The organism is Citricoccus sp. NPDC079358 (assembly GCF_040702545.1).
In the GTDB taxonomy this organism is placed as follows: Bacteria; Actinomycetota; Actinomycetes; order Actinomycetales; family Micrococcaceae; genus Citricoccus.
The window spans coordinates 92477-112525 of record NZ_JBFBLI010000008.1; the positions used below are offsets into that span (position 1 = coordinate 92477).

Genomic DNA, 20049 nt, shown 5'->3' on the forward strand with positions numbered 1-20049 from the left:
GCCCTTAGGCCTGGACTTCGCTGCGGTCCCCGGACCACAGCGTGTGGAAGGTGCCCTCACGGTCGGTGCGGCGGTAGGTGTGTGCGCCGAAGTAGTCGCGCAGACCCTGGGTGAGGGCCGCGGGCAGGCGGTCGCGGCGCAGGCCGTCGTAGTAGGACAGCGCCGACGAGAACACCGGCACGGGCACACCGGCGGCCACGGCGGTGGCCACCACACGGCGCCAGGCGGGCAGCGCCGCGGCGATGGCGTCCCGGAACTCCGGGGCGAACAGCAGGTTGGACGGCTGCCCCTCGGCGGTGGTGCCGGGTTCCGGGTGGCGGGTGGTGTCCCGGCCGCCGAACGCCGTCATGATGACGTCGAGCAGGTCGGCGCGGATGATGCAGCCGTCCCGCCAGAGCGAGGCGATGGTGCCCAGGTCCAGCGACCAGCCGTATTCGGCGGCGGCGGCGGTCAGCATGTCCAGGCCCTGGGCGTAGGACACGAGTTTGGAGGCGTACAGCGCCAGGCGCACGTCCTCCACGAAGGCCTCACGGTCCTCTTCCTGCGGGGCGGTGACCGGGTCGGTCCCCGCGGCCAGCAGCTGCTGGGCGGTGGTGCGGATCTCGGGCTGGCTGGACAGTGACCGGGCGAAGACGGACTCGGCGATCGCCCCGATGGGCGAGCCGAGGTCCAGCCCGGAGATGGCGGTCCAGCGGCCGGTGCCCTTCTGACCGGCCTGGTCCACGATCACGTCCACGAGGGGCTTGCCGGTCTCGGCGTCCACGTGCCCGAGGACCTCGGCCGTGATCTCGATCAGGTAGGACGCCAGATCGGTGGAGTTCCACGAGCGGAAGATCCCGGCCTGGTCAGCGGGCTCGATCCCGCCCACGGAGCGCAACAGGTCATAGGCCTCGCCGATGACCTGCATGTCCGCGTACTCGATGCCGTTGTGGACCATCTTGACGAAATGGCCGGCCCCGTCGGTGCCGATCCAGGCGCAGCACGGATCGCCGTCGTAGTGGGCGGAGATGTCCTCCAGCAGGGGGCCGAGTGCCTCGTAGGACTCCTTCGGCCCACCGGGCATGATCGCCGGGCCGTTGAGCGCGCCCTCCTCACCGCCGGACACGCCGATGCCGACGAAGTGCAGGTCCTGCGCGGCCAGGGCGGCCTCGCGCCGGCGGGTGTCCTCGTAGTGGGAGTTGCCGGCGTCGATGACGATGTCCCCGGGCGCCAGCATCGGCACCAGCTGGTCGATGACGTCGTCCACGGGCTGGCCGGCCTTGACCATGATCAGCACACGGCGCGGCACGGCCAGGTTCTCGACCAGTTCGGCCAGGGTCTCGGTGGGGATGAAGGAGCCCTCGCCGCCGTGCTCGGCCACGAGCGCATCGGTCCGGGCTCGGCTGCGGTTGTGCAGGGCCACGGTGTACCCGTTCCGCGCGAAGTTCCGGGCCAGGTTGGCCCCCATGACCGCTAGTCCCGTGACGCCGATGTCAGCCTTCATGCCATTCCTTCCCAGCACGCTCGGTGCTGCTACCAACAGGGGATGGGCCGCCGCCCCTGAAGGGGCGGTGCGACCGTGCTCCAGCCTACGCGGTCGCGCGCCCCACCCCTGGCCGATCCGTGGCCGAGCCGGCTCACCACGGCTCGCGATCGGCGCAGGGCCGGACGGCCGCGGATCAGTCCCCGACGGCGTCGCGTCCGCGGCGGACGATCAACGGGTCCGGAGTGCCGATGACCTCGTGGTCCTTGCCGTCGTATTCGAACTGGGTCAGGAAGTACCGCATGGCGTTGAGCCGGGCCCGCTTCTTGTCATTGGACCGGATGGTGGTCCACGGCGCGTGGTCGGTGTCCGTGTGGAGGAACATGGCCTCCTTGGCGGCCGTGTAGTCCTCCCAGCGGTCCAGCGACTCCAGGTCCATCGGGGACAGCTTCCACTGGCGCACCGGGTCGATCTGGCGGATGGCGAAGCGCGTGCGCTGTTCGGACTGGGTCACGGAGAACCAGAACTTGGTCAGGTGGATCCCGTCATCCACGAGCATCTTCTCGAACAGCGGCACCTGGTTCATGAACGTGGTGTACTGCTCGTCCGAGCTGAATCCCATGACCCGCTCCACCCCGGCACGGTTGTACCAGGAGCGGTCGAAGAGCACGATCTCCCCCTCGGTGGGGAAATGGTTGATGTACCGCTGGAAGTACCACTGGCCCTGCTCGCGATCCGAGGGCTTGTTCAGCGCCACCACCCGGGCGGTGCGCGGGTTCAGGTGCTCGGTGAAACGCTTGATGGTGCCACCCTTGCCCGCGGCATCCCGGCCCTCGAAGACGATGATGTGCCGCTGGTCCGTGTCCTCGCCCCAGTACTGCAGCTTCAGCAGCTCGATCTGCAGCTTGTACTTCTCGAGCTCGTACTCCTCACGGGACAGCCGCGTCTCGTAGGGATAGTCCTCCTGCCAGGTCTCCACGGCCCGCCCCTGGGGGTCGATCAGGTCCGGGTCCGGGGTGTGCCCGTCGGAGACCGTGTACCCGCCGTTGCGTAGCTTGTCGATGAACTCGCGCAGGTTCTCCCGCGGAGCATCAGGGGTCAACAGCATGTGGTCTCCTTCTACGCCGGGCTGAGCCTTCATTCTCCATCATCGGACGGACGCGTGACGGATCACGACCTCTGGTGCCGGTCCCCCGGTGAACAGGCCGTGAACAGTCCCGGGAACGACGACGGCCGGCCGCGTGCTGCGGCCGGCCGTCGGTACGTCTGTGCTCAGGGGTCAGAAGGCCACGGCATAGGGAGGACGCTGCAGGTCCTCGGCCAAGGCCTCGGACGGGTCGGTCCCGAGGTCCACGATCCGGTTGTCCGCGTCCACATGGACGACGGTCGGCACGAAGGACCGCGCCTCGGCGGATTCCATCTGCGCGTAGGTGATGAGGATGACCGTGTCCCCCACGTCCACCAGATGCGCTGCGGCGCCGTTGATGCCGAGGACACCGGAACCGCGTTCACCGGCGATGGTGTAGGTCTCCAGCCGTGCCCCATTGGTCACGTCCACGATGGCCACGAGCTCGCCGGGGAGGATGTCCGCGGCATCGAGCAGATCTTGGTCCACCGTCACGGAGCCGACGTAGTGCAGGTCGGCGTGGGTGACGGTGGCCCGGTGGACCTTGGACTTGAACATGGTGCGGGTCATGGCCATGTGGCGTGCATCCCTTCAGATGGCTGGACTTCCCGTAGCGCCTTCTTCAACGGTCAAGGTGCTTCCCATATTCCGGAAGCAACCCCCTATACTAACCTGCTCGTCGCGGTCACAGCCAGGGTTCCCGGCTTCCGGACGCTCTCCCAGGCCACCGGTACCGTGTCACCATGGCCCGTTCTCGCCCCACCGATAGCCCCACCGATCGCTCAGGATTTCCCTCCGTCCCAACCGGTTTGGAATTGCCGGACCAATCGGCGCGCACGTGGCTAGTGACCGGTGCGACCCACGGCATCGGCCTGGAGGTGGCCCGCGCGGCCGCCCGGGCGGGGGCTCGGCTGGTGATCCCGGCCCGGGATGCAGAGCGCGGGCAGGCCGTGTCGGAGGACCTGCGTCGCCTCGGGGCCGACGTGCTGGTGGGCCGGATGGATCTGGCCGATCTGGATTCCGTCAGGGCTTTCGCGGCCGGCCTGGACGAGCCCATCGACGTCTTGGTCAACAACGCCGGCACCGTCACTCCGCGCCGCCGCGAGACCACCGACGGTTTCGAGATGATCCTCGGCACCAACTTCCTGGGGCCCTTCGCCTTGACCAACCTGATCTCCGGACACCTTCGTGGGCGGGTGGTCATCGTCGGGTCGGGGGCGCATCACAGCGGCCGGGTCGATGCCGCGGACCCGCACTTCCGGCACCGCCGCTGGAGCATCGCGGCGGCCTATGCGCAGTCCAAGCTCTGCGACATGCTCTGGGCCCGGGCCCTCCATGAGCGGCTGGCTGCCCAGCCCACTACGGTGGGCGTCCAGCTTGCTCACCCAGGCTGGGCCGTCACCAACCTCCAGAACGCCACCGGCGTGCCCGTCCTCGACCGTGCGGTCAGCGGCGCCTGCCGCATGATCGGCCAATCGGCAGCAGAGGGATGCCTGCCAGTCCTGGAGGCCGCCGTGACCGGTCTGCCGCCGCTCACCTACCTCGGGCCCGACGGCTTCCGCCAGAGGCGAGGCAAGCCCGAACCGCAACAGGCCTCAGCACTGGCTCGCGACGACACTGCGGCAGAGGCGATCTGGGACCTCGGGGTACGGGCGACCGGCACCGACCTCGGAATGGCCGACCAGCAGATCCATGGCCGGCCATCTCGGTAGACTACGGAACGCCCCATGCCGTGGTCGGTCAGTTCCTGCGCGGTTGCCAACAGGTGACGTGCCGCTACCGAACGAGGTTGATGACGATCATTCCAGAACCGATTGCTGACAGTCCGTCGCTGACCTGGGACCAAGCCGGGGTGACGGCATCCGCCAGGTGGTGGTCTGCCAACGGCCGGCCGGCCCCCAAGAAACTGGTCGCTGTCGATGACCGGCTCACCACCGTCCAGGCCGTGAAGTATGCGGCCCAGGGCACCGCCATGCTGTGGCTGGGCGACTTCTACAACGCGAAACAGATCCTCAGCGCCATTGATCGACGCCTGGCCAAGGGCAGAAGCGGGGCGGCCGCACAGCCTGTCATCGGCGACGCGGATGCCTTCTATCGCCTGCGCCAAGCCCGCGCCCAACGCTCGAGGATGATGTCCTTGATGCTGGTGCCACTCGCGTTCGACGCACCGGGCGGGGCGGCCACGGTGCCTCTGCCCCGCGCCCCTCAGGTCGGTCCCGCGGTCGAATTCGCCTACGCGCAGGAACCAGGCTTCGGTGCGGGCCACGCTGTGGTGAGTCTGCAGGAGCTGACCGGCATCCAGAGCGCCTACCAGTGGTATCTGACCGGCATCGACATCCCCGCCGTGAACGGGAGGATCCATCCTCACTACGGCACGTTCCTGCCCACCCGCCACGAGTATGTCGATTTGGTGGCCCAGGCACCGTTGAGCAACCCGGACCTCGCGTTCGATGTGGGCACCGGCACGGGACTACTGGCCGCCGTGCTCGTGAACCGTGGCGTGAAGCAGGTGGTGGGGACGGACATCCATCAGCGTGCGGTGGACTGTGCGAACGAGAACTTCGCTCGGTTGGGACTCCAAGACGCGGCCGAAGCTCAGTTGACCAGCATGTTCCCGGAAGGTCGGGCGCCCCTCATCGTCTGCAACCCCCCATGGTTGCCCGGCAGCGCTGCGACCACACTCGACGCGGCCGTGTACGACCCCGGCAGCACCATGCTGCTGCAGTTTCTGGCCGGACTACCGCGCCACCTCACGGATGACGGCGAGGGCTGGTTGGTCCTCTCGGATCTGGCCGAGCTCCTCGGGCTACGCAGTCGACAGCTGCTGCTGGACGCCATTGACCAGGCGGGGCTTGAAGTGATCGATCGGCTTGACACTGCACCCCGCCATCAGCGAGCCGCCGACCGCGCTGATCTCCTCCACGCCGCCCGCTCGCGGGAAGTCGCCTCGCTGTGGCGACTTCGCACGAAGCGGCCGAGCAGTCCCCCGCTCGGGTGAGCCGTCTGCCTACAGACTGATCACCCCCGCCGTCCAGAGCATCCCGGGGACAAGGAACGCCCGCTGGACGAGACGTGTCCGCGGCGAGTCGTTCTCCCACGCCACCCCGAAGGCCACCATGGTTCGGATCAGCCCGAGGGCCACCATGCCGAAGGCGATCTTCCAGGAGGAGGAACACCGCCACGAACAACAGCGCTCCACCGGCCCCGATCCAACCAGCCATGGTCACCTCCGAAGGCGCCGGTGATCTGGACGGCACTCATGCGAGACCGCCGTTGGCGAAGATCGTCTGCCCGTTGATCCATCGGGCAGGTCCGGCGATCGTCGCGACGACCTCGGCGATGTCCTCGGGCGTGCCAAGCCGGCCCATCGGGTTGGCGCCCGCGATGCGATCGACCGCCTCTTGGGGCTTGCCCTCGAAGAACAGGTCGGTCGCAGTAGGGCCGGGCGCGACTGCGTTGACGGTGATATCCCGGCCGGCGAGCTCCTTGGCCAGGATCGGGACCAGCCCTTCGACCGCGGCCTTGGTGGCGGCGTAGGCGCCGTAGTTCGGCAGATGGGTGCGGGTCACGGTGGTCGAGAACAGGACGACGGCGCCGCCGTCACGCACGCTCTGGGCCGCCTGCTGGGCCACGACGAACGCCCCACGGACGTTGGTGCGCAGGACGCGGTCCAGGTCGTCCAGGTCGAGCGTCGCTATCGGTGCGAGCGGCATGATTCCCGCGGAGTTGATCACTACGTCGACGCCGTCGAACCGGTCCTTGACTGCCTCGAAGGCCCGGCGCACGGCTGGCGCGTCGGCGATGTCCGCCCTGATGGCCAGCCCGGTGCGGCCCGCGGCCTCGACTTCGCTGACCGTGGCCGCCGCCTCGTCCTGATCTGCGTTGTAGATAATGGCGACGTCAAACCCAGCGGCGGTCAGCCGGCGCGTGACGGCCCGGCCGATACCGCGCGATCCGCCGGTGACGACGGCGACTCGTGGTGTGCTTCTCATGGTGTGCTCCTCGAGTATGTGCAGGTGATGGGTGTGCGGTAGTGATGGGTCACGTTCAGGCCGGGTCGACCTCGAGCCGGAGGATCCGGTCGTCACCGGGCCGGGCCTCCGTACCGCCCCAGGTCGCGCCGTCGGTGTTGGAGGTGACGAGCCAGAGCGCTCCGTCGGGCGCTACCTCGACGGTCCGGATGCGGCCGTACTCGCCGGTGTAGTGCTCGATCGGGCCCCGGTCGCGTCGGGGCCGTCCACCGGCAGCTGCCACAGGCGCTGCCCGCCCAGGGCGCCCATCCAGAGTGATCCCTCCGCGTAGGCGATACCGGACGGCGACGCGTCGTCGGGGTGGACGGTGAACAGCGGTGGCTCCCCGGTGTCGCCGGCAACACCCTCGGTCTCCGGCCAGCCGTAGTCGGCGCCGGGACGCAGCACGTTGACCTCATCCCAGGTGCGGTGTCCAAGCTCAGAGGCGTACATCGTCCCATCCGGACCGAAGGTGATGCCCTGGACGTTGCGGTGGCCCGAGGAGTAGACGGCAGTCCCGGATGGGTTGGCCTCCGGTGTCGAGCCGTCGAGCGCAATCCGCAGTATCTTGCCGTTGAGGGACCCGTCGTCCGCGGCGTTCTCGGGGAGGAACGCATCCCCGGTGCCGATCCACAGGTTCCCGTCCGGCCCGATCCGCAGCCGGCCTCCGTGGTGCCGGTCCGCGGTCTCGATGCCGTCGAGCAGTACCCGCGCAACGGTCAGTGAGTCGAAGTCGTGCCCGATCTCCAGTGCGATCACCCGGTTGGTCGGCGATCCGGAGGCGTAGGCGAACACCGTGCGGTCGGTCGCGAAGTCCGGTGAGGCGACCAGGCCGAGCAGGCCACCTTCCGAGCTGGTCTCCACGTCGGGGACCACGCCGACCTCCTCGGCTGGCCCACCGTCGGCGGGCACACGCAATATCCGGGCGGTCAGCCGCTCGGTCAGCAGAGCCGAACCATCGGGCAGGAAGGTCAGCCCCCACGGGGCCTCCAGCCCGGTCGTGAGCTCCGTCAGCTCGCCCGGTTCCGACGCCGGCACGGCAGCGCCCGGCGGGTCCGGCGTACGTACCTCTCCACTCGGGGAGGGCGCCGGCCCTCTGCATCCTGCGGTCACGAGCACTGCCATGGTCGCCATGGCGGCCGCAGCCACCACGGCCGCGTGGGTTGCGTTGAACACTGGATGCCCCTTCGTGGATGCGTTATCACCGGTAACACTAATGCGGTTATCACCACTACGCAACCATTGATACCAGTTCTGCGTTATCGTTGATATATGAACGAGCCGACCAGTACCCGGCAACGGATCCTCGACGCGGCGGCACGCCTGCTCGAGGACCAAGGGCGCGACGGCGTCACCACGCGTGCCGTGAGCCACGCGGCCGGGGTCCAACCGCCGGCTATTTACCGGCAGTTCACGGACATGAACGGCCTGCTAGAGGCGGTTGCGGCGAACGGGTTCGAGACGTACCTCGCCCAGAAGCACGACATCGGCCTCACCGACGACCCGGTGCAGGACCTGCGCAACGGCTGGGACCTCCACGTCGAGTTCGGCCTCACCCACCCGGCCCACTACCTGCTCATGTACGACCGGCGAATCCCGGGCGAGACGTCGGCCGCGGCCCAGCGCTCGGCGGACCGGCTGCACCTGCTCGTCGAGCGGATCGCCGCTGCGGGCCGCCTGGCGGTCACCGTGGAGTCCGCTGCCGCGATGATCCACTCCGCGGGTAGCGGCCTCACATACCACCTCATCGGGACGGCACCCGACGAACGTGACCCCGAGCTGCCCGTCAGGCTACGCGAGGCCGTCCTCGGTGCGGTCACAGGCGACGCGCCACCCAGCGCTTCCGAGTACCCGCAGCACGCCACGGCGCTCAAGGCCACCCTCGGGAAGACCGACGGGCTGCTGACCGCCGGGGAACAGGCACTGCTCGTCGAGCTCCTCGACCGGCTCGGCAACCCACCTCTGGGTCGATAGATCCCGCGCGTGGACCATCTGCGATCAGACTCGGACGCCCAACGGCATCGAGATCATAGTCCGTCATCAATGGTGGGCCCAGAGGGACTCGAACCCCCGACCCCTTCGGTGTAAACGAAGTGCTCTAACCAACTGAGCTATAGGCCCCAACCTCCGGTGCGGACGGACCGCCACCGGACCGCTCCATGCTACCTCAGCAGCACGTCAGCGGCTCACTCGGCGACGTCATCGCGAGCCGGTGGACCACTCCCCCGGAAGGGCGTCCAGGTGGTCCTGAAGCCTGCGCTCGTCCCCGGCCGCGGCGTGGATGCGGGCCCGAACCGTGCCGACGGCGTCCATCAGGACACTGCTGCGCCGAGCCCGGCCGGTGGCCTCATTGAACGCACCGACCGCGCGGGCCGCGGCCCCGTGGGGCCAGAAGTCGGACAGCAGCGGGGTGCGGATCCCGGTCTCGTCCGCGGCCTTGCGCAGCACGGCGGCGGAATCGCAGGACACCACCCGGAGCCCGACGCCGGCCGGCGCCAGCCGCTCGGCCAGCTCGTCGACCCAGCCGAGCTCGGCGGTGCATACGGGGGTGAAGGCCCCGGGCAGGAAGAACAGCCAGCAGCGGGTGGGCACGGAGCCGCCGTCGTGCGGGGCCCCGTGACCGGCGCCGAGCGCGTCCGGAGACGGCGGCGCCACCGGGGGCCACGACCAGAGCTGGCCGTACTGGTCCCGAAGGGCCGGCGGCTCCGCTGGAGCTGCTGGAACCTGACGCAGCCCCGCCGGACCGGTCACAGGTTGCGCTTGCCCACCAGTCGGGTGGCAGACCAGTCCGCAGAGACCCCGGCGGTGGTGGTGACGTGCAGGCCGGCCGTCGGTGCCGCCTCGGCGATGTCCGCCGGCGGCACGTGGCCGTCACGGCCGTTGCGCGGGGTGAGCAACCACAGCGCCCCACCGGTGTCCAACGTGGTTTGCGAGTCCATGAGGGCATCGGCCAGGTCGTCGACGTCTCCGTCCGCCTCCCGCCACCACAACAGGACGGCATCGACCGGCTCCTGATCCTCCTCGGTCAGCAGCTCGCTACCGAGCTCGTCCTCGAGCGTGTTCCGGAAATCGAAGTCGATGTCCTCGTCAAAACCGAGTTCCTGGACCAGTTTGCCTTCGGAAAGGCCCATCTTCGCGGCCGGTCCCTCACTGGTCTCCGCAGTACGCCCTACGGCGGGGGCGGAGTCTGGCTGGTTCACATCTCTCCTTGACTGTCGCGTGGTACCCATGTGGGCATCATCTCACCAGATTACGTCCTCGCGGGCACCACGGGCCATGCGGGGTACGCAAGCCTGCATCCGAGGCCCGTCAGGTTATACAGTCTTGGGTGGAACCAGAGGACTCGCCACTGACCATCCAGCCGGACGATCCCGGTGTGGACCGCGGGCCCACCAGACCAGCGGAGACCATCCGCCGACAGAGAGGTTGCCGTGAGCGCAGCTGAAGAGAGCTCCCACATCCTGAGCGGACTGACCAACCAGATGTCAGACAAGGACCCCCAGGAGACGGCCGAGTGGATCGAGTCCTTCGACGGACTCGTGGAAGAGCGGGGCACGGAGCGCGCGGAATACATCATGCGCCAACTCCTGCAGCGGGCTGGCACCAAGTCGGTCGGCGTACCGATGGTCACGACCACGGACTACGTCAACACGATCCCCGTGGACCAGGAGCCCGAGTACCCCGGAGACGAGGAGCTCGAGCGCCGCTATCGCAACTACTTGCGGTGGAACGCCGCCATGATCGTCCAGCGCGCCCAGCGCGAGGGCGTCGGAGTCGGCGGCCACATCTCCTCTTACGCCGGCCTGGCCACCATCTACGAAGTGGGACTGAACCACTTCTTCCGCGGCCAGGACCACCCTGGCGGTGGCGACCAGGTCTTCTTCCAGGGGCACTCCTCTCCCGGCAACTACGCCCGGGCCTTCCTCGAGGGACGGCTGACCGAGGAGGAGCTCGACGGATTCCGCCAGGAGAAGTCCAAGGCGCCCAAGGCACTGCCGTCCTACCCGCACCCGCGCATGCTGAAGGACTTCTGGCAGTTCCCCACCGTGTCCATGGGACTCGGCCCGATCAACGCGATCCACCAGGCGCAGTTCAACCGCTACCTGCACAACCGCGGGATCAAGGACACCTCCGACCAGCAGGTCTGGGCCTTCCTCGGGGACGGCGAGATGGATGAGCCGGAATCACGCGGCGCCCTCCACATCGCCGCCAATGACAAGCTCGACAACCTGAACTTCGTGGTCAACTGCAACCTGCAGCGCCTCGACGGCCCGGTCCGCGGCAACGGCAAGATCGTCCAGGAGTTGGAGGCCTACTTCCGCGGCGCCGGCTGGAACGTCATCAAGGTCCTCTGGGGCCGCGAATGGGACCAGCTGCTGGACCAGGACGACGAGGGCGAGCTCGTCCGCATCATGAACGAGACCCTCGACGGCGACTACCAGACCTACAAGGCGGAGTCCGGCGGATTCGTCCGCGACCACTTCTTCGGCCGCTCCTCGGTGACCAAGGAGATGGTCGCCGACATGACGGACGACGAGATCTGGGGCCTCAAGCGCGGCGGACACGACTACAACAAGGTCTACGCCGCTTACCAGGCCGCCATGGAGTACAAGGGCAAGCCGACCGTCATCCTGGCGCAGACCATCAAGGGCTACGGGCTGGGTCCGCACTTCGAGGGCAAGAACTCGACGCACCAGATGAAGAAGCTCACGGTCGAGGACGTCAAGCTGTTCCGCGACCGCCACCGCATCCCCATCACGGACGAGCAGATCGAAGCCGATCCGTACAACGTGCCGTACTACCACCCGGGCGCGGATGCGCCGGAGATCAAGTACATGATGGAGCGGCGCCAAAAACTGGGCGGGTTCCTGCCCGAACGCCGCACGGACTACGACAAGATCCCGATGCCGCCGGAGGCCACCTACAAGCACGCCCGCAAGGGCACCGGCAAGCAACAGGCCGCCACCACCATGGCCTTCGTGCGCCTGCTCAAGGACCTGATGCGGGACAAGAACATCGGCAACCGCATCGTGCCGATCATCCCGGACGAGGCCCGCACCTTCGGCATGGACTCGTTCTTCCCCACGGCGAAGATCTACAACCCCAAGGGCCAGAACTACCTGTCCGTGGACCGGGATCTGATGCTGTCCTACAAGGAGTCCACGTCCGGCCAGCTGTTCCACGTGGGCATCAACGAGGCCGGCGCCACCTCGGCGATGACCGCCGTGGGCACGTCGTACTCCACGCACGGCGAGCTGATGATCCCCGTGTACATCTTCTACTCGATGTTCGGCTTCCAGCGCACCGGCGACGCCTTCTGGGCCGCCGGTGACCAGCTGGCCCGCGGTTTCGTCATCGGCGCCACCGCCGGACGCACCACCTTGGCCGGCGAGGGCACCCAGCACATGGACGGCCACTCGCCGATCCTGGCCGGCACCAACCCCGCGGTGAAGCACTACGATCCGGCGTTCTCCTTCGAGATCGCGCACATCGTCCGCCAGGGCCTGGAGGACATGTACGGCGAGCACGACCGCGGGGACGAGGTCCGCAACGTCATGTACTACCTCACCGTGTACAACGAGCCGATCATCCACCCGAACGAGCCGGAGGACCTGGACGTGGAGGGGCTGCTCAAGGGCATCTACCGCTACAGCCAGGCCGGCGCCGACGTCACCGGACCGAAGGTCCAGCTCATGGGCTCCGGCGTGTCCGTGCCGTGGGTCATCGACGCGGCCAAGATTCTCGCCCAGGACTGGAACGTGGCCGCCGATGTGTGGTCCGTGACCAGCTGGAACGAGCTGCGCCGTGACGCCGTGGCCGCCGAGCGTGAGGCGCTGGAAAGCGCGGAGGGCAAGGCCCGCGTTCCCTACATCACGCAGAAGCTGGCCGAGACGGAGGGTCCCGTGGTGGCCACCACGGACTACGCCACCCTGGTCCCGGACCAGATCCGCCCCTTCGTCCCGAACGACTTCGCCACCCTGGGTGCGGACGAGTTCGGATTCGCGGACACCCGCGCCGCAGCCCGCCGCTACTTCCTCATCGACACCCACTCGATGGTCGTGAAGGCGCTGCAGATGCTGGAGAAGGACGGCATGGTCGACGCGGGCACCGCGGCCGAGGCCTACCGCACGTACCGGATCGACGACGTCAACGCCGGCACCACCGGCAACGCCGGCGGCGATTCCTGACCTCCTCCCCAGGGGCCCAGTGATCCCTGTCCGGGCTCGCCCGGATCCCGACGACGGCCGGTGAGGTGCACAGCGCACCTCACCGGCCGTCGTCGTCCTTGTGGGTTTCCCACAATGCACCCGTGTCACGCGCGTCACGACGCCCCCTCCGGGGCCTATGCTCGACTGCATGTCCGACGCGCGCAGCACCCCACCGCCGCGCAAGGTCTCCGAAGAGTCCCTGCGCCGGCTGCGGGCCCATCTGGGCATGCTCAACACCGCGACGCTCCAGCGTCTGGACTCCACGCTGCCGTGGTACCGCAAGCTGACGCCGGACGAGCGCTCCTCCCTCGGGCTCATCGCCCAGCGCGGGCTCACTGGGTTTCTGTCCTGGTTCGAACGTCCCACCACCTCGATCAGCACCGTCCTCGGGGAGGTCTTCGGTGGGGCCCCCACCGAGCTGACCCGCTCCATCAGCCTGCAGCGGGCCCTCCAGCTGATCCGCACGGTCGTGGACGTGGTGGAGGCCCAGGTGCCGGGGATCGTGCAGGACCGGGACCAGATCCTGGTGCGCGAGGCCGTGCTGCGGTACTCGCGGGAGATCGCCTTCGCCCTGGCCGATGTCTATGCCCGTGCCGCCGAGACCCGCGGCGCCTGGGACAGCCGGAACGAGGCGGTCCTACTGGACGCCGTGCTGCGCGGTGAGGCACCGGACGAGATCCTGTCCCGGGCCACGGCCGCCGGCTGGAACGGCGACAAGGGAATCATGGTGATGGCCGGGCCGACCCCCGCTGCCGACCTGCCCACCCGACTGGCCGGGGCACGGCGCACCGCGGTCCGCGCCGGCCACGACCTGCTGGTGGGCGTCCAGTCCGAACGGATCGTCCTCGTGGTCGGCGGCGTCACCGATCCCAGCCAGGCCGCACTCGCCCTGACAGCCTGGTTCGGTGACGGCCCGGTCGTCTACGGCCCCCTCTCCGACAGCCTGGTGGATGCCCACCGCAGCGCCCGGGAGGCCCTCGCCGGACTGGCCGCCGCCGCCGCCTGGCCCCGCGCACCCCGGCCCGCCCATGCCCAGGACCTGCTTCCCGAGCGTGCCCTGCACGGCGACCAGGCCGCCATCGACGTGCTGGTCCAGCGCGTCTTCACACCCCTCCAGGCAGCCGGTAATTCCCTGTTGGAGACGGTGGACGCCTACTGCGAGCTGGGCCATTCCCTCGAGGGCACCGCCCGGGAGCTGTTCATCCACGCCAACACCGTCCGCTACCGGCTCCGGCGGGTCAGCGAGATCACCGGCTGGGATCCCCTGTCCCCGCGGGACGCCTACGTCCTGCAGACCGCCCTGGTCGTCGGTCGCCTGCCCCCCGCCCCCGGAACCAACTTGTAGGAATCCTCCAAAACACTGCTCGGAGCTTGGTGTCCCCACCGCCCCGGAACCCGGTCACGGTTTTGACACAGTTAAGGACATGCTTGCGATCGTGTGCCCCGGACAGGGCTCCCAGACCCCCGGGTTCCTCACACCATGGCTCGAGCTGGACGGCATGGCCGGCCTGCTCGCCGAGTGGTCCACCGCCACCGGGGTCGACCTGACCGCCCACGGCACCGTGTCGGATGAGGCCACGATCAAGGACACTGCCGTGGCACAGCCCCTCATCGTGGCCGCCGGCCTGCTGGCTGCCCGGGCCCTGGACTTGGACTCCGTCCCCGCTGCCGGATGGATCGCGGCGGGTCACTCCGTGGGTGAGATCACCGCGGCCGTCCTGGCCGGTGTCCTCCCCGCGGACGAGGCCTTGGAGTTCGTCCGCATCCGCGCCACGGGCATGGCCCAGGCCGCCGCGGCCGAACCGACCGGGATGTCCGCCGTCCTCGGTGGCGACCCGGACGAGGTTCTGGCCGCCCTCGAGACCCAGGGACTTGTACCGGCCAATGTCAACGGCGGGGGCCAGACCGTGGCCGCCGGTTCGGCTGCCGCGCTGGCCGCCCTGGCCGAGAATCCGCCGGCCAAGGCCCGCGTCATCGCCCTCAAGGTCGCCGGCGCCTTCCACACCCCGTACATGGCGCCGGCCGTCCCGGCCCTGACCTCCTACGCGGACGGACTGGCCCCCCGGGACCCTGCCGTCCCCCTGCTGTCCAACCGTGACGGGCTTGCGGTGGAGACCGGACGCCGGTTCGTGGAACAGCTCGTGGACCAGGTGACCCGTCCGGTCCGCTGGGACCTCTGCATGGACACCCTCAGGGACTCCGGCGTGACCGGCATCCTGGAACTGCTGCCGGGCGGCACCCTCACCGGGCTGGCCAAGCGCGCTCTGAAGGGGACACCCACCCTGGCGGTGAAGTCCCCTGCGGACCTGGACGCCGCCCGGGACTTCACCGCCGAGCACGGCATGGCCGCCGCCGTCTCCACCACCGGCACGGCCGGCTGACCGGACGCCGGGCGCACAGGGACCTCCCGAGGTCCGCGCCACACCCACCCAGACTGCACCCGAGAACCCCGAGGACACCATGACCACCACCCTGAAGCAGTACGAGCCCGTTGCCGGCAGCCGCATCCTCTCCGTGGGCGCCGCACGCGGCAACCTGGTGGTGACCAATGAGGACATCGCCGGGCCGATCGACTCCTCGGACGAGTGGATCCAGAAGCGCACCGGCATCGTCACCCGCCGCCGGGCGGACCGCGACCTGTCCCTGCTCGACCTCACCACCCAGGCGGCCCAGGAGGCCATCGAGAAGGCCGGGCTCACCGGGGCGGACATCGACGCCGTCATCGTCTCCACCGTCACCTCCCCCTACGCGACCCCCTCGGCCGCCGCCGCACTGGCCCACAACATCGGTGCCACCCCGGCGCCGGCCTTCGACATCTCCGCCGCCTGCGCCGGCTACTGCTATGGCGTGGCCCAGGCCGATGCCCTGGTGCGGTCCGGCATGGCCCACCACGTGCTCGTGGTCGGTGCCGAGAAGCTCTCGGACTTCATCGACGAGACGGACCGTTCGATCTCCTTCATCCTCGGTGACGGCGCCGGCGCCGTGGTGGTGGGCGCGTCCGAGGACACCGGGATCGCCCCGAGCGTCTGGGGGTCCGATGGTGAGCGCTGGGAGACCGTGAGCATGACCCGCTCGATCCTCGACCTGCGTGATGCAGCGGAGACCGCTCGGAGGACGGGGGACACCTCCGCTTTGACCGACCCGGAGTCCAGGCTCTGGCCGACGCTGCACCAGGACGGGCCGAGCGTGTTCCGCTGGGCCGTGTGGTCCATGGCCAAGGTGGCCCAGGAGGCCCTCGACAAGGCCGGTGTCCGCGCCGAGGACCTGGCAGCCTTCCTGCCGCACCAGGCCAACGAGCGGATCATCGACGAGCTGGCCAAGCAGCTGAAGATCCCGGACACGGTGACCATCGGCCGGGACATCAAGGAGACCGGCAACACCTCTGCCGCCTCCATCCCCCTGGCCATGCACCGGGTCCTGCAGGAGGACCCCTCCCTCAGCGGGGGCCTGGCCCTCCAGATTGGTTTCGGCGCCGGGCTGGTCTACGGCGCCCAGGTGGTCCGGCTCCCCTGAGCCGCTCCCCCTGACCTGACCTCCACGTCAACCGACGTTGGATCAACCATCACCATCCACACCGAAGGAGCCACCATGGCAAACAAGGAAGAGATCCTCGCCGGCCTCGCCGAGATCGTCAACGAAGAGACCGGCCTGGAGTCCGAAGAGGTCCAGCTGGACAAGTCCTTCACCGATGACCTGGACATCGATTCGATCTCGATGATGACCATCGTGGTCAACGCCGAGGAGAAGTTCGACGTCAAGATCCCGGATGAGGAAGTCAAGAACCTCAAGACCGTGAACGACGCCGTCGAGTTCATCGCCAACGCCCAGGGCTGACCCGCCGTTGGACCACAGCGACCGGTGAGGGAACCGGCCGGCGGACAGCAGGATTGTCCCGACGCCGGCCGGCCCCTCCCCCGGTTCAGGGCTGGTCCCAGCCCCACTCAAACCACTCGTTCGGGTCCACCGACCCGGTAGACCAAAGGTAGATACATGAACCGCACAGCCGTGATCACCGGGCTCGGTGCCACGACACCCATCGGCGGTGACGTCCCGACCCTGTGGCAGAACGCCCTCGCCGGAACTTCGGGTGCCCGCCCGCTGGAGCAGGAATGGGTCGCCGAGTACGAGTTGCCCGTGACCTTCGCCGCCCAGGTGTCCACTCCGGCGGCGGAGACGCTCTCCAAGGTGGAGATGAAGCGGATGGACCCCAGCACCCAGTTCGGGATGGTGGCCGCCCGGGAGGCCTGGGCCGACGCCGGACTCGATGCGGAGGGTTCCGTGGACCCTGATCGCTTCGCCGTGTCCTTCGGCACCGGTATCGGCGGTGTGTGGACCTTGCTCGACGGCTGGGACACCCTGCGGAACAAGGGCCCGCGCCGCGTGCTGCCCATGACCGTGCCCATGCTCATGCCGAACGGCCCGGCCGCGGCCATCAGCCTGGCCCTGGGTGCCCGTGCTGGCGCCCGGACCATGGTCTCCGCCTGCGCCTCTGGCACCGAGTCCCTCGACATCGGTCTGGAGCTCATCCGCTCCGGCAAGGCGGACGTGGTGGTCTGCGGCGGTGCGGAAGCCGCCATTCACCCGCTGCCGATCGCCGCCTTCGCCTCCATGCAGGCCCTGTCCCGGCGCAACGACGAGCCCGAGCGCGCCTCCCGCCCCTATGACAAGGACCGCGACGGCTTCGTCCTCGGCGAGGGAGCCGGAGCCCTGGTCATCGAGTCCGAGGAGCACGCCAAGGCCCGCGGAGCACGCATCTACGCCGAACTGGCCGGAACGGGCGTCACCTCCGACTCCTATCACATCACCGCCCCCGAGGCCGAGGGACTCGGCGCCTCCCGCGCCCTGACGATGGCCCTGGAATCGGCCGGTGCCGCGCCCACGGACGTCAGCCACGTCAACGCCCACGCCACCTCCACCCCGGTCGGCGACCGCCCGGAGTACCTGGCCATGAAGTCGGTCTTCGGCGGCCACCTGGACGACGTGGCCGTGTCCGCCACCAAGAGCCAGACCGGGCACCTCCTCGGCGCCTCCGGTGCCATCGAGTCCGTGCTCTCGGTGCTGGCCGTTCACCACGGCCAGGCCCCGGTGACCATCAACCTCGAGAACCAGGACCCGGAGATCCCACTGAACGTGGTCACCGGTCAGCCCCGTGAGCTGCCCCAGGGCGCCCGCGTGGCGGTCAACAACTCCTTCGGGTTCGGCGGCCACAACGCCGTCTCCCTGTTCCGGAGCATCTAACCTGTTCCGGAGCGTCTGACGCCGGGGCAGCACCCCGCACCCCTTCACGGCCTGAACGCCTTAACGGCAGAACCCGCCAGGATCACCTGGCGGGTTCTGCCGTTCTGGGAGGAAGACTGCGGCTCAGAAGCGTCGTCGCGTCGACAGCTCAGGCGGCGGCTATGGAAGCCTGGCTGTGGCTGTGGCTGTGGCTGTGGCTGTGGTTGTGGTGAAGGTCCCTAGCCGACCTGGTGCAACCAGCGCACGGGGGCTCCCTCGGCCGCCTGGCGGAAGGGTTCAAGCTCCTCGTCCCAGGCCTCGCCCAGGGCCAGACTGAGCTCGTGGAAGACGGCCGAGGGGTCACCGCTGCCCTGTTCGTACGCGTAACGGATGCGGTCCTCGGACACCATGATGTTGCCCGTGACGTCAGTGGTGGCATGGAAGATGCCCAGTTCGGGAGTGTGGGACCACCGGCTGCCGTCCGCTCCAGCGGAGGCCTCTTCAGTGATCTCGTACCGCAAGTGGGCCCACCCACGCAGGGCGGAGGCCAGCCGGGCGCCCGAACCCTGGGTTGCGGTCCAGACGATCTCGGCTCGATAGGCACCCTGGGATGCCGGCTGCGCCGTCCACTCGAGCTGGTCCTGGGCACCGAGGACCGAGCCCACCGCCCACTCGATGTGTGGGCATAGCGCGGCCGGGGCCGAGTGGATGTACACAATTCCACGGACCATGGTTTCAGACATACGTTCCTCCCAGTGCTGTGCGGTACGTCTTCCCCAACGACCCCACAGGCGGGTGAACCACAAGGGTTCCCGGGAGGCAGCGACCTGCGCCAGATGCCTCGAGATGTTCAGTTACAGATGCTGGTACTGGAAGCTCCGAGGTCAGTCGAAGGAATGACACGGGTGTGCTTCCGGGACCATTGTGCCCCACAAGTGCCGCCAGAGCCAAGATCGACACCCCATCAGGCCCGCGGATGCGCCTGGCGGTACCCCTCGCGCAGCCGCTCGACCGAGATGTGGGTGTAGAGCTGCGTGGTCTGCAGGGAGGAGTGGCCGAGTAGTTCCTGCACACTCCTCAGATCCGCGCCGCCATCGAGCAGATGAGTGGCGGCCGTGTGACGCAGCACGTGGGGACCACGGGCGGCGGTGTCCCCGAGTCCGGCCAGAGCCCGGTTGACGACCTCGCGGACCTGGCGCACACCCAGGCGTCCGCCCCGGACCCCCAGGAACAGGGCGTCCCGGGCAGGATCAGCGGCTGAGCCTGGTGCTGAGGACGAAGTGGAGGTCGGATGCTGTTCAGTGGGGCCGCCCGGCACCAGGACCCGCCGACCGTGATCGAGCCAGCGTTCGAGCGCGGTCGCCGCAGGTGCGCCGAAGGGCACCGTCCGCTGCTTGCCACCCTTGCCGGTGACCACCAGAGTGCGGCGTTCATGGTCCACGTCCCGACGGTCCAGCCCCACCAGTTCAGAGACGCGCAGTCCGGTCGCATACAGCACCTCCAGCAGGGCCGCGTCCCGCAGGGCCACGGCCCGTTTCCGGGCGTCCTCCGGCGCGGGCGACCCGGCCGTGTCCAACAACCGTCCCGCCTGGGCGGCACTGAGTGCATCAGGCAGCGTGCTGCTGCGCTTCGGCGAGCTCAGCCGGAGCGATGGATCCTGTTCGAGGTGTCCCTCCCGCACGGCCCAGGCCATGAAGACCCGTACGGAGGCCGTCTTCCGGGCGAGCGTGGACCGCGAGCGCCCGGCTGCGGACAGCCGGCCCAACCAGCCGCGCAGGTCCGCCAGGTCGAGTCCGCCCAGGACCTCCGGCCAGGCTCCCTCCACGGGGACCAGCTGCTCGTGTCCGGCCACCTCGGTGACGAGGCCCTCCACGTCCGAGAGATAGGCGCGCACCGTCTGATCCGAGCGGTTGCGTTCGTGCATCAGGTGGTCGGCGAAACCCTCGACCCAGGCACGATCCCGGGCCGCCAGCCGGGGCGGCGTTCCGGCATCCGGGGCAGGCGGTGCAGTGGAGGATGGCATGG

18 protein-coding genes and 1 tRNA gene are annotated in these 20049 nt (G+C 68.9%); 9 read left to right on the forward strand and 10 right to left on the reverse strand.

Going from position 1 to position 20049, the window contains the following annotated elements:
• Window positions 1-4 precede the first annotated feature (4 nt).
• The 3 genes from gndA to panD form a co-directional block, all read right to left on the reverse strand.
• Window positions 5-1483, reverse strand: coding sequence for an NADP-dependent phosphogluconate dehydrogenase (gene gndA, locus AB0333_RS11380; protein WP_366218791.1), 1479 nt, complete (start codon window positions 1481-1483; stop codon window positions 5-7).
• Between the two features lie 175 nt (window positions 1484-1658).
• Complete coding sequence (gene ppk2 / locus AB0333_RS11385) at window positions 1659-2570, reverse strand: polyphosphate kinase 2 (protein ID WP_366218792.1); 912 nt, start codon at window positions 2568-2570, stop codon at window positions 1659-1661.
• Between the two features lie 171 nt (window positions 2571-2741).
• Window positions 2742-3158 (reverse strand): aspartate 1-decarboxylase, encoded by a 417-nt coding sequence (gene panD, locus AB0333_RS11390; RefSeq protein WP_366218853.1) that lies wholly within the window; start codon window positions 3156-3158, stop codon window positions 2742-2744.
• Between the two features lie 275 nt (window positions 3159-3433).
• Between panD and AB0333_RS11395 the strand changes: the two genes are divergently transcribed.
• Both AB0333_RS11395 and AB0333_RS11400 read left to right on the forward strand, forming a co-directional pair.
• Window positions 3434-4300 (forward strand): SDR family NAD(P)-dependent oxidoreductase, encoded by an 867-nt coding sequence (locus AB0333_RS11395; protein ID WP_366218793.1) that lies wholly within the window; start codon window positions 3434-3436, stop codon window positions 4298-4300.
• 80 nt (window positions 4301-4380) lie between these two features.
• Window positions 4381-5586, forward strand: a complete 1206-nt coding sequence (locus AB0333_RS11400; RefSeq protein WP_366218794.1) for a class I SAM-dependent methyltransferase — start codon at window positions 4381-4383, stop codon at window positions 5584-5586.
• Window positions 5587-5845: 259 nt separating this feature from the next.
• Here the strand turns inward: AB0333_RS11400 and AB0333_RS11405 are convergent, their stop codons facing one another.
• Together AB0333_RS11405 and AB0333_RS11410 are read right to left on the reverse strand one after the other, a co-directional pair.
• On the reverse strand, window positions 5846-6580 hold the full coding sequence (locus tag AB0333_RS11405; RefSeq protein ID WP_366218795.1) for an SDR family oxidoreductase: 735 nt from the start codon (window positions 6578-6580) through the stop codon (window positions 5846-5848).
• Between the two features lie 171 nt (window positions 6581-6751).
• Entirely contained in the window at window positions 6752-7774 is a 1023-nt protein-coding gene (locus AB0333_RS11410; RefSeq protein ID WP_366218796.1) for a PQQ-dependent sugar dehydrogenase, read from the reverse strand.
• Between the two features lie 96 nt (window positions 7775-7870).
• Here AB0333_RS11410 and AB0333_RS11415 point away from each other — a divergent pair, with 96 nt between their 5' ends.
• Window positions 7871-8572: a TetR/AcrR family transcriptional regulator gene (locus tag AB0333_RS11415; RefSeq protein WP_115931032.1), complete on the forward strand. Its 702-nt coding sequence runs from the start codon at window positions 7871-7873 to the stop codon at window positions 8570-8572.
• A 70-nt stretch (window positions 8573-8642) separates the two neighbouring features.
• Here the strand turns inward: AB0333_RS11415 and AB0333_RS11420 are convergent.
• From AB0333_RS11420 to AB0333_RS11430, 3 genes are all read right to left on the reverse strand, one after another.
• A tRNA-Val gene (locus tag AB0333_RS11420) sits at window positions 8643-8719 on the reverse strand.
• Window positions 8720-8797: 78 nt separating this feature from the next.
• Window positions 8798-9253, reverse strand: a complete 456-nt coding sequence (locus tag AB0333_RS11425) for a redoxin domain-containing protein (RefSeq protein WP_366218797.1) — start codon at window positions 9251-9253, stop codon at window positions 8798-8800.
• A gap of 92 nt (window positions 9254-9345) precedes the next feature.
• Window positions 9346-9729, reverse strand: coding sequence for a DUF3052 domain-containing protein (locus AB0333_RS11430; protein ID WP_245952049.1), 384 nt, complete (start codon window positions 9727-9729; stop codon window positions 9346-9348).
• Between the two features lie 300 nt (window positions 9730-10029).
• On the opposite strand from AB0333_RS11430, the gene aceE reads away from it, so the two are divergent.
• The 6 genes from aceE (at window position 10030) to fabF (ending at window position 18045) form a co-directional block, all read left to right on the forward strand.
• On the forward strand, window positions 10030-12786 hold the full coding sequence (gene aceE / locus AB0333_RS11435; RefSeq protein ID WP_366218798.1) for a pyruvate dehydrogenase (acetyl-transferring), homodimeric type: 2757 nt from the start codon (window positions 10030-10032) through the stop codon (window positions 12784-12786).
• 169 nt (window positions 12787-12955) lie between these two features.
• Entirely contained in the window at window positions 12956-14152 is a 1197-nt protein-coding gene (locus AB0333_RS11440) for a helix-turn-helix domain-containing protein (RefSeq protein ID WP_366218799.1), read from the forward strand.
• 79 nt (window positions 14153-14231) lie between these two features.
• Window positions 14232-15188 carry an ACP S-malonyltransferase gene (locus tag AB0333_RS11445; RefSeq protein WP_366218800.1) on the forward strand — a complete coding sequence of 319 codons (957 nt, stop codon included), beginning with the start codon at window positions 14232-14234 and terminating at the stop codon, window positions 15186-15188.
• 79 nt (window positions 15189-15267) lie between these two features.
• Complete coding sequence (locus tag AB0333_RS11450) at window positions 15268-16320, forward strand: beta-ketoacyl-ACP synthase III (RefSeq protein WP_366218801.1); 1053 nt, start codon at window positions 15268-15270, stop codon at window positions 16318-16320.
• Window positions 16321-16395: 75 nt separating this feature from the next.
• Window positions 16396-16641 (forward strand): acyl carrier protein, encoded by a 246-nt coding sequence (locus tag AB0333_RS11455; RefSeq protein WP_188803109.1) that lies wholly within the window; start codon window positions 16396-16398, stop codon window positions 16639-16641.
• 156 nt (window positions 16642-16797) lie between these two features.
• Window positions 16798-18045: a beta-ketoacyl-ACP synthase II gene (gene fabF, locus AB0333_RS11460; protein WP_366218802.1), complete on the forward strand. Its 1248-nt coding sequence runs from the start codon at window positions 16798-16800 to the stop codon at window positions 18043-18045.
• Between the two features lie 218 nt (window positions 18046-18263).
• Here fabF and AB0333_RS11465 read toward each other — a convergent pair whose 3' ends face one another.
• On the reverse strand, window positions 18264-18767 hold the full coding sequence (locus AB0333_RS11465) for a DUF3145 domain-containing protein (protein ID WP_366218803.1): 504 nt from the start codon (window positions 18765-18767) through the stop codon (window positions 18264-18266).
• A 221-nt stretch (window positions 18768-18988) separates the two neighbouring features.
• Entirely contained in the window at window positions 18989-20047 is a 1059-nt protein-coding gene (locus tag AB0333_RS11470) for a tyrosine recombinase XerC (protein WP_366218804.1), read from the reverse strand.
• Window positions 20048-20049: the final 2 nt, after the last annotated feature.

What these genes read in the sequence shown, in the direction of transcription:
- gndA (WP_366218791.1), bottom strand. Translation starts at nt 1,483, where the DNA reads ATGAAGGCTGACATCGGCGTCACGGGACTAGCGGTCATGGGGGCCAAC.
- ppk2 (WP_366218792.1), bottom strand. Translation starts at nt 2,570, where the DNA reads ATGCTGTTGACCCCTGATGCTCCGCGGGAGAACCTGCGCGAGTTCATC.
- panD (WP_366218853.1), bottom strand. Translation starts at nt 3,158, where the DNA reads ATGACCCGCACCATGTTCAAGTCCAAGGTCCACCGGGCCACCGTCACC.
- AB0333_RS11400 (WP_366218794.1), top strand. Translation starts at nt 4,381, where the DNA reads ATGACGATCATTCCAGAACCGATTGCTGACAGTCCGTCGCTGACCTGG.
- AB0333_RS11405 (WP_366218795.1), bottom strand. Translation starts at nt 6,580, where the DNA reads ATGAGAAGCACACCACGAGTCGCCGTCGTCACCGGCGGATCGCGCGGT.
- AB0333_RS11415 (WP_115931032.1), top strand. Translation starts at nt 7,871, where the DNA reads ATGAACGAGCCGACCAGTACCCGGCAACGGATCCTCGACGCGGCGGCA.
- AB0333_RS11430 (WP_245952049.1), bottom strand. Translation starts at nt 9,729, where the DNA reads ATGGGCCTTTCCGAAGGCAAACTGGTCCAGGAACTCGGTTTTGACGAG.
- AB0333_RS11440 (WP_366218799.1), top strand. Translation starts at nt 12,956, where the DNA reads ATGTCCGACGCGCGCAGCACCCCACCGCCGCGCAAGGTCTCCGAAGAG.
- AB0333_RS11445 (WP_366218800.1), top strand. Translation starts at nt 14,232, where the DNA reads ATGCTTGCGATCGTGTGCCCCGGACAGGGCTCCCAGACCCCCGGGTTC.
- AB0333_RS11450 (WP_366218801.1), top strand. Translation starts at nt 15,268, where the DNA reads ATGACCACCACCCTGAAGCAGTACGAGCCCGTTGCCGGCAGCCGCATC.
- AB0333_RS11455 (WP_188803109.1), top strand. Translation starts at nt 16,396, where the DNA reads ATGGCAAACAAGGAAGAGATCCTCGCCGGCCTCGCCGAGATCGTCAAC.
- fabF (WP_366218802.1), top strand. Translation starts at nt 16,798, where the DNA reads ATGAACCGCACAGCCGTGATCACCGGGCTCGGTGCCACGACACCCATC.
- AB0333_RS11465 (WP_366218803.1), bottom strand. Translation starts at nt 18,767, where the DNA reads ATGTCTGAAACCATGGTCCGTGGAATTGTGTACATCCACTCGGCCCCG.
- AB0333_RS11470 (WP_366218804.1), bottom strand. Translation starts at nt 20,047, where the DNA reads ATGCCATCCTCCACTGCACCGCCTGCCCCGGATGCCGGAACGCCGCCC.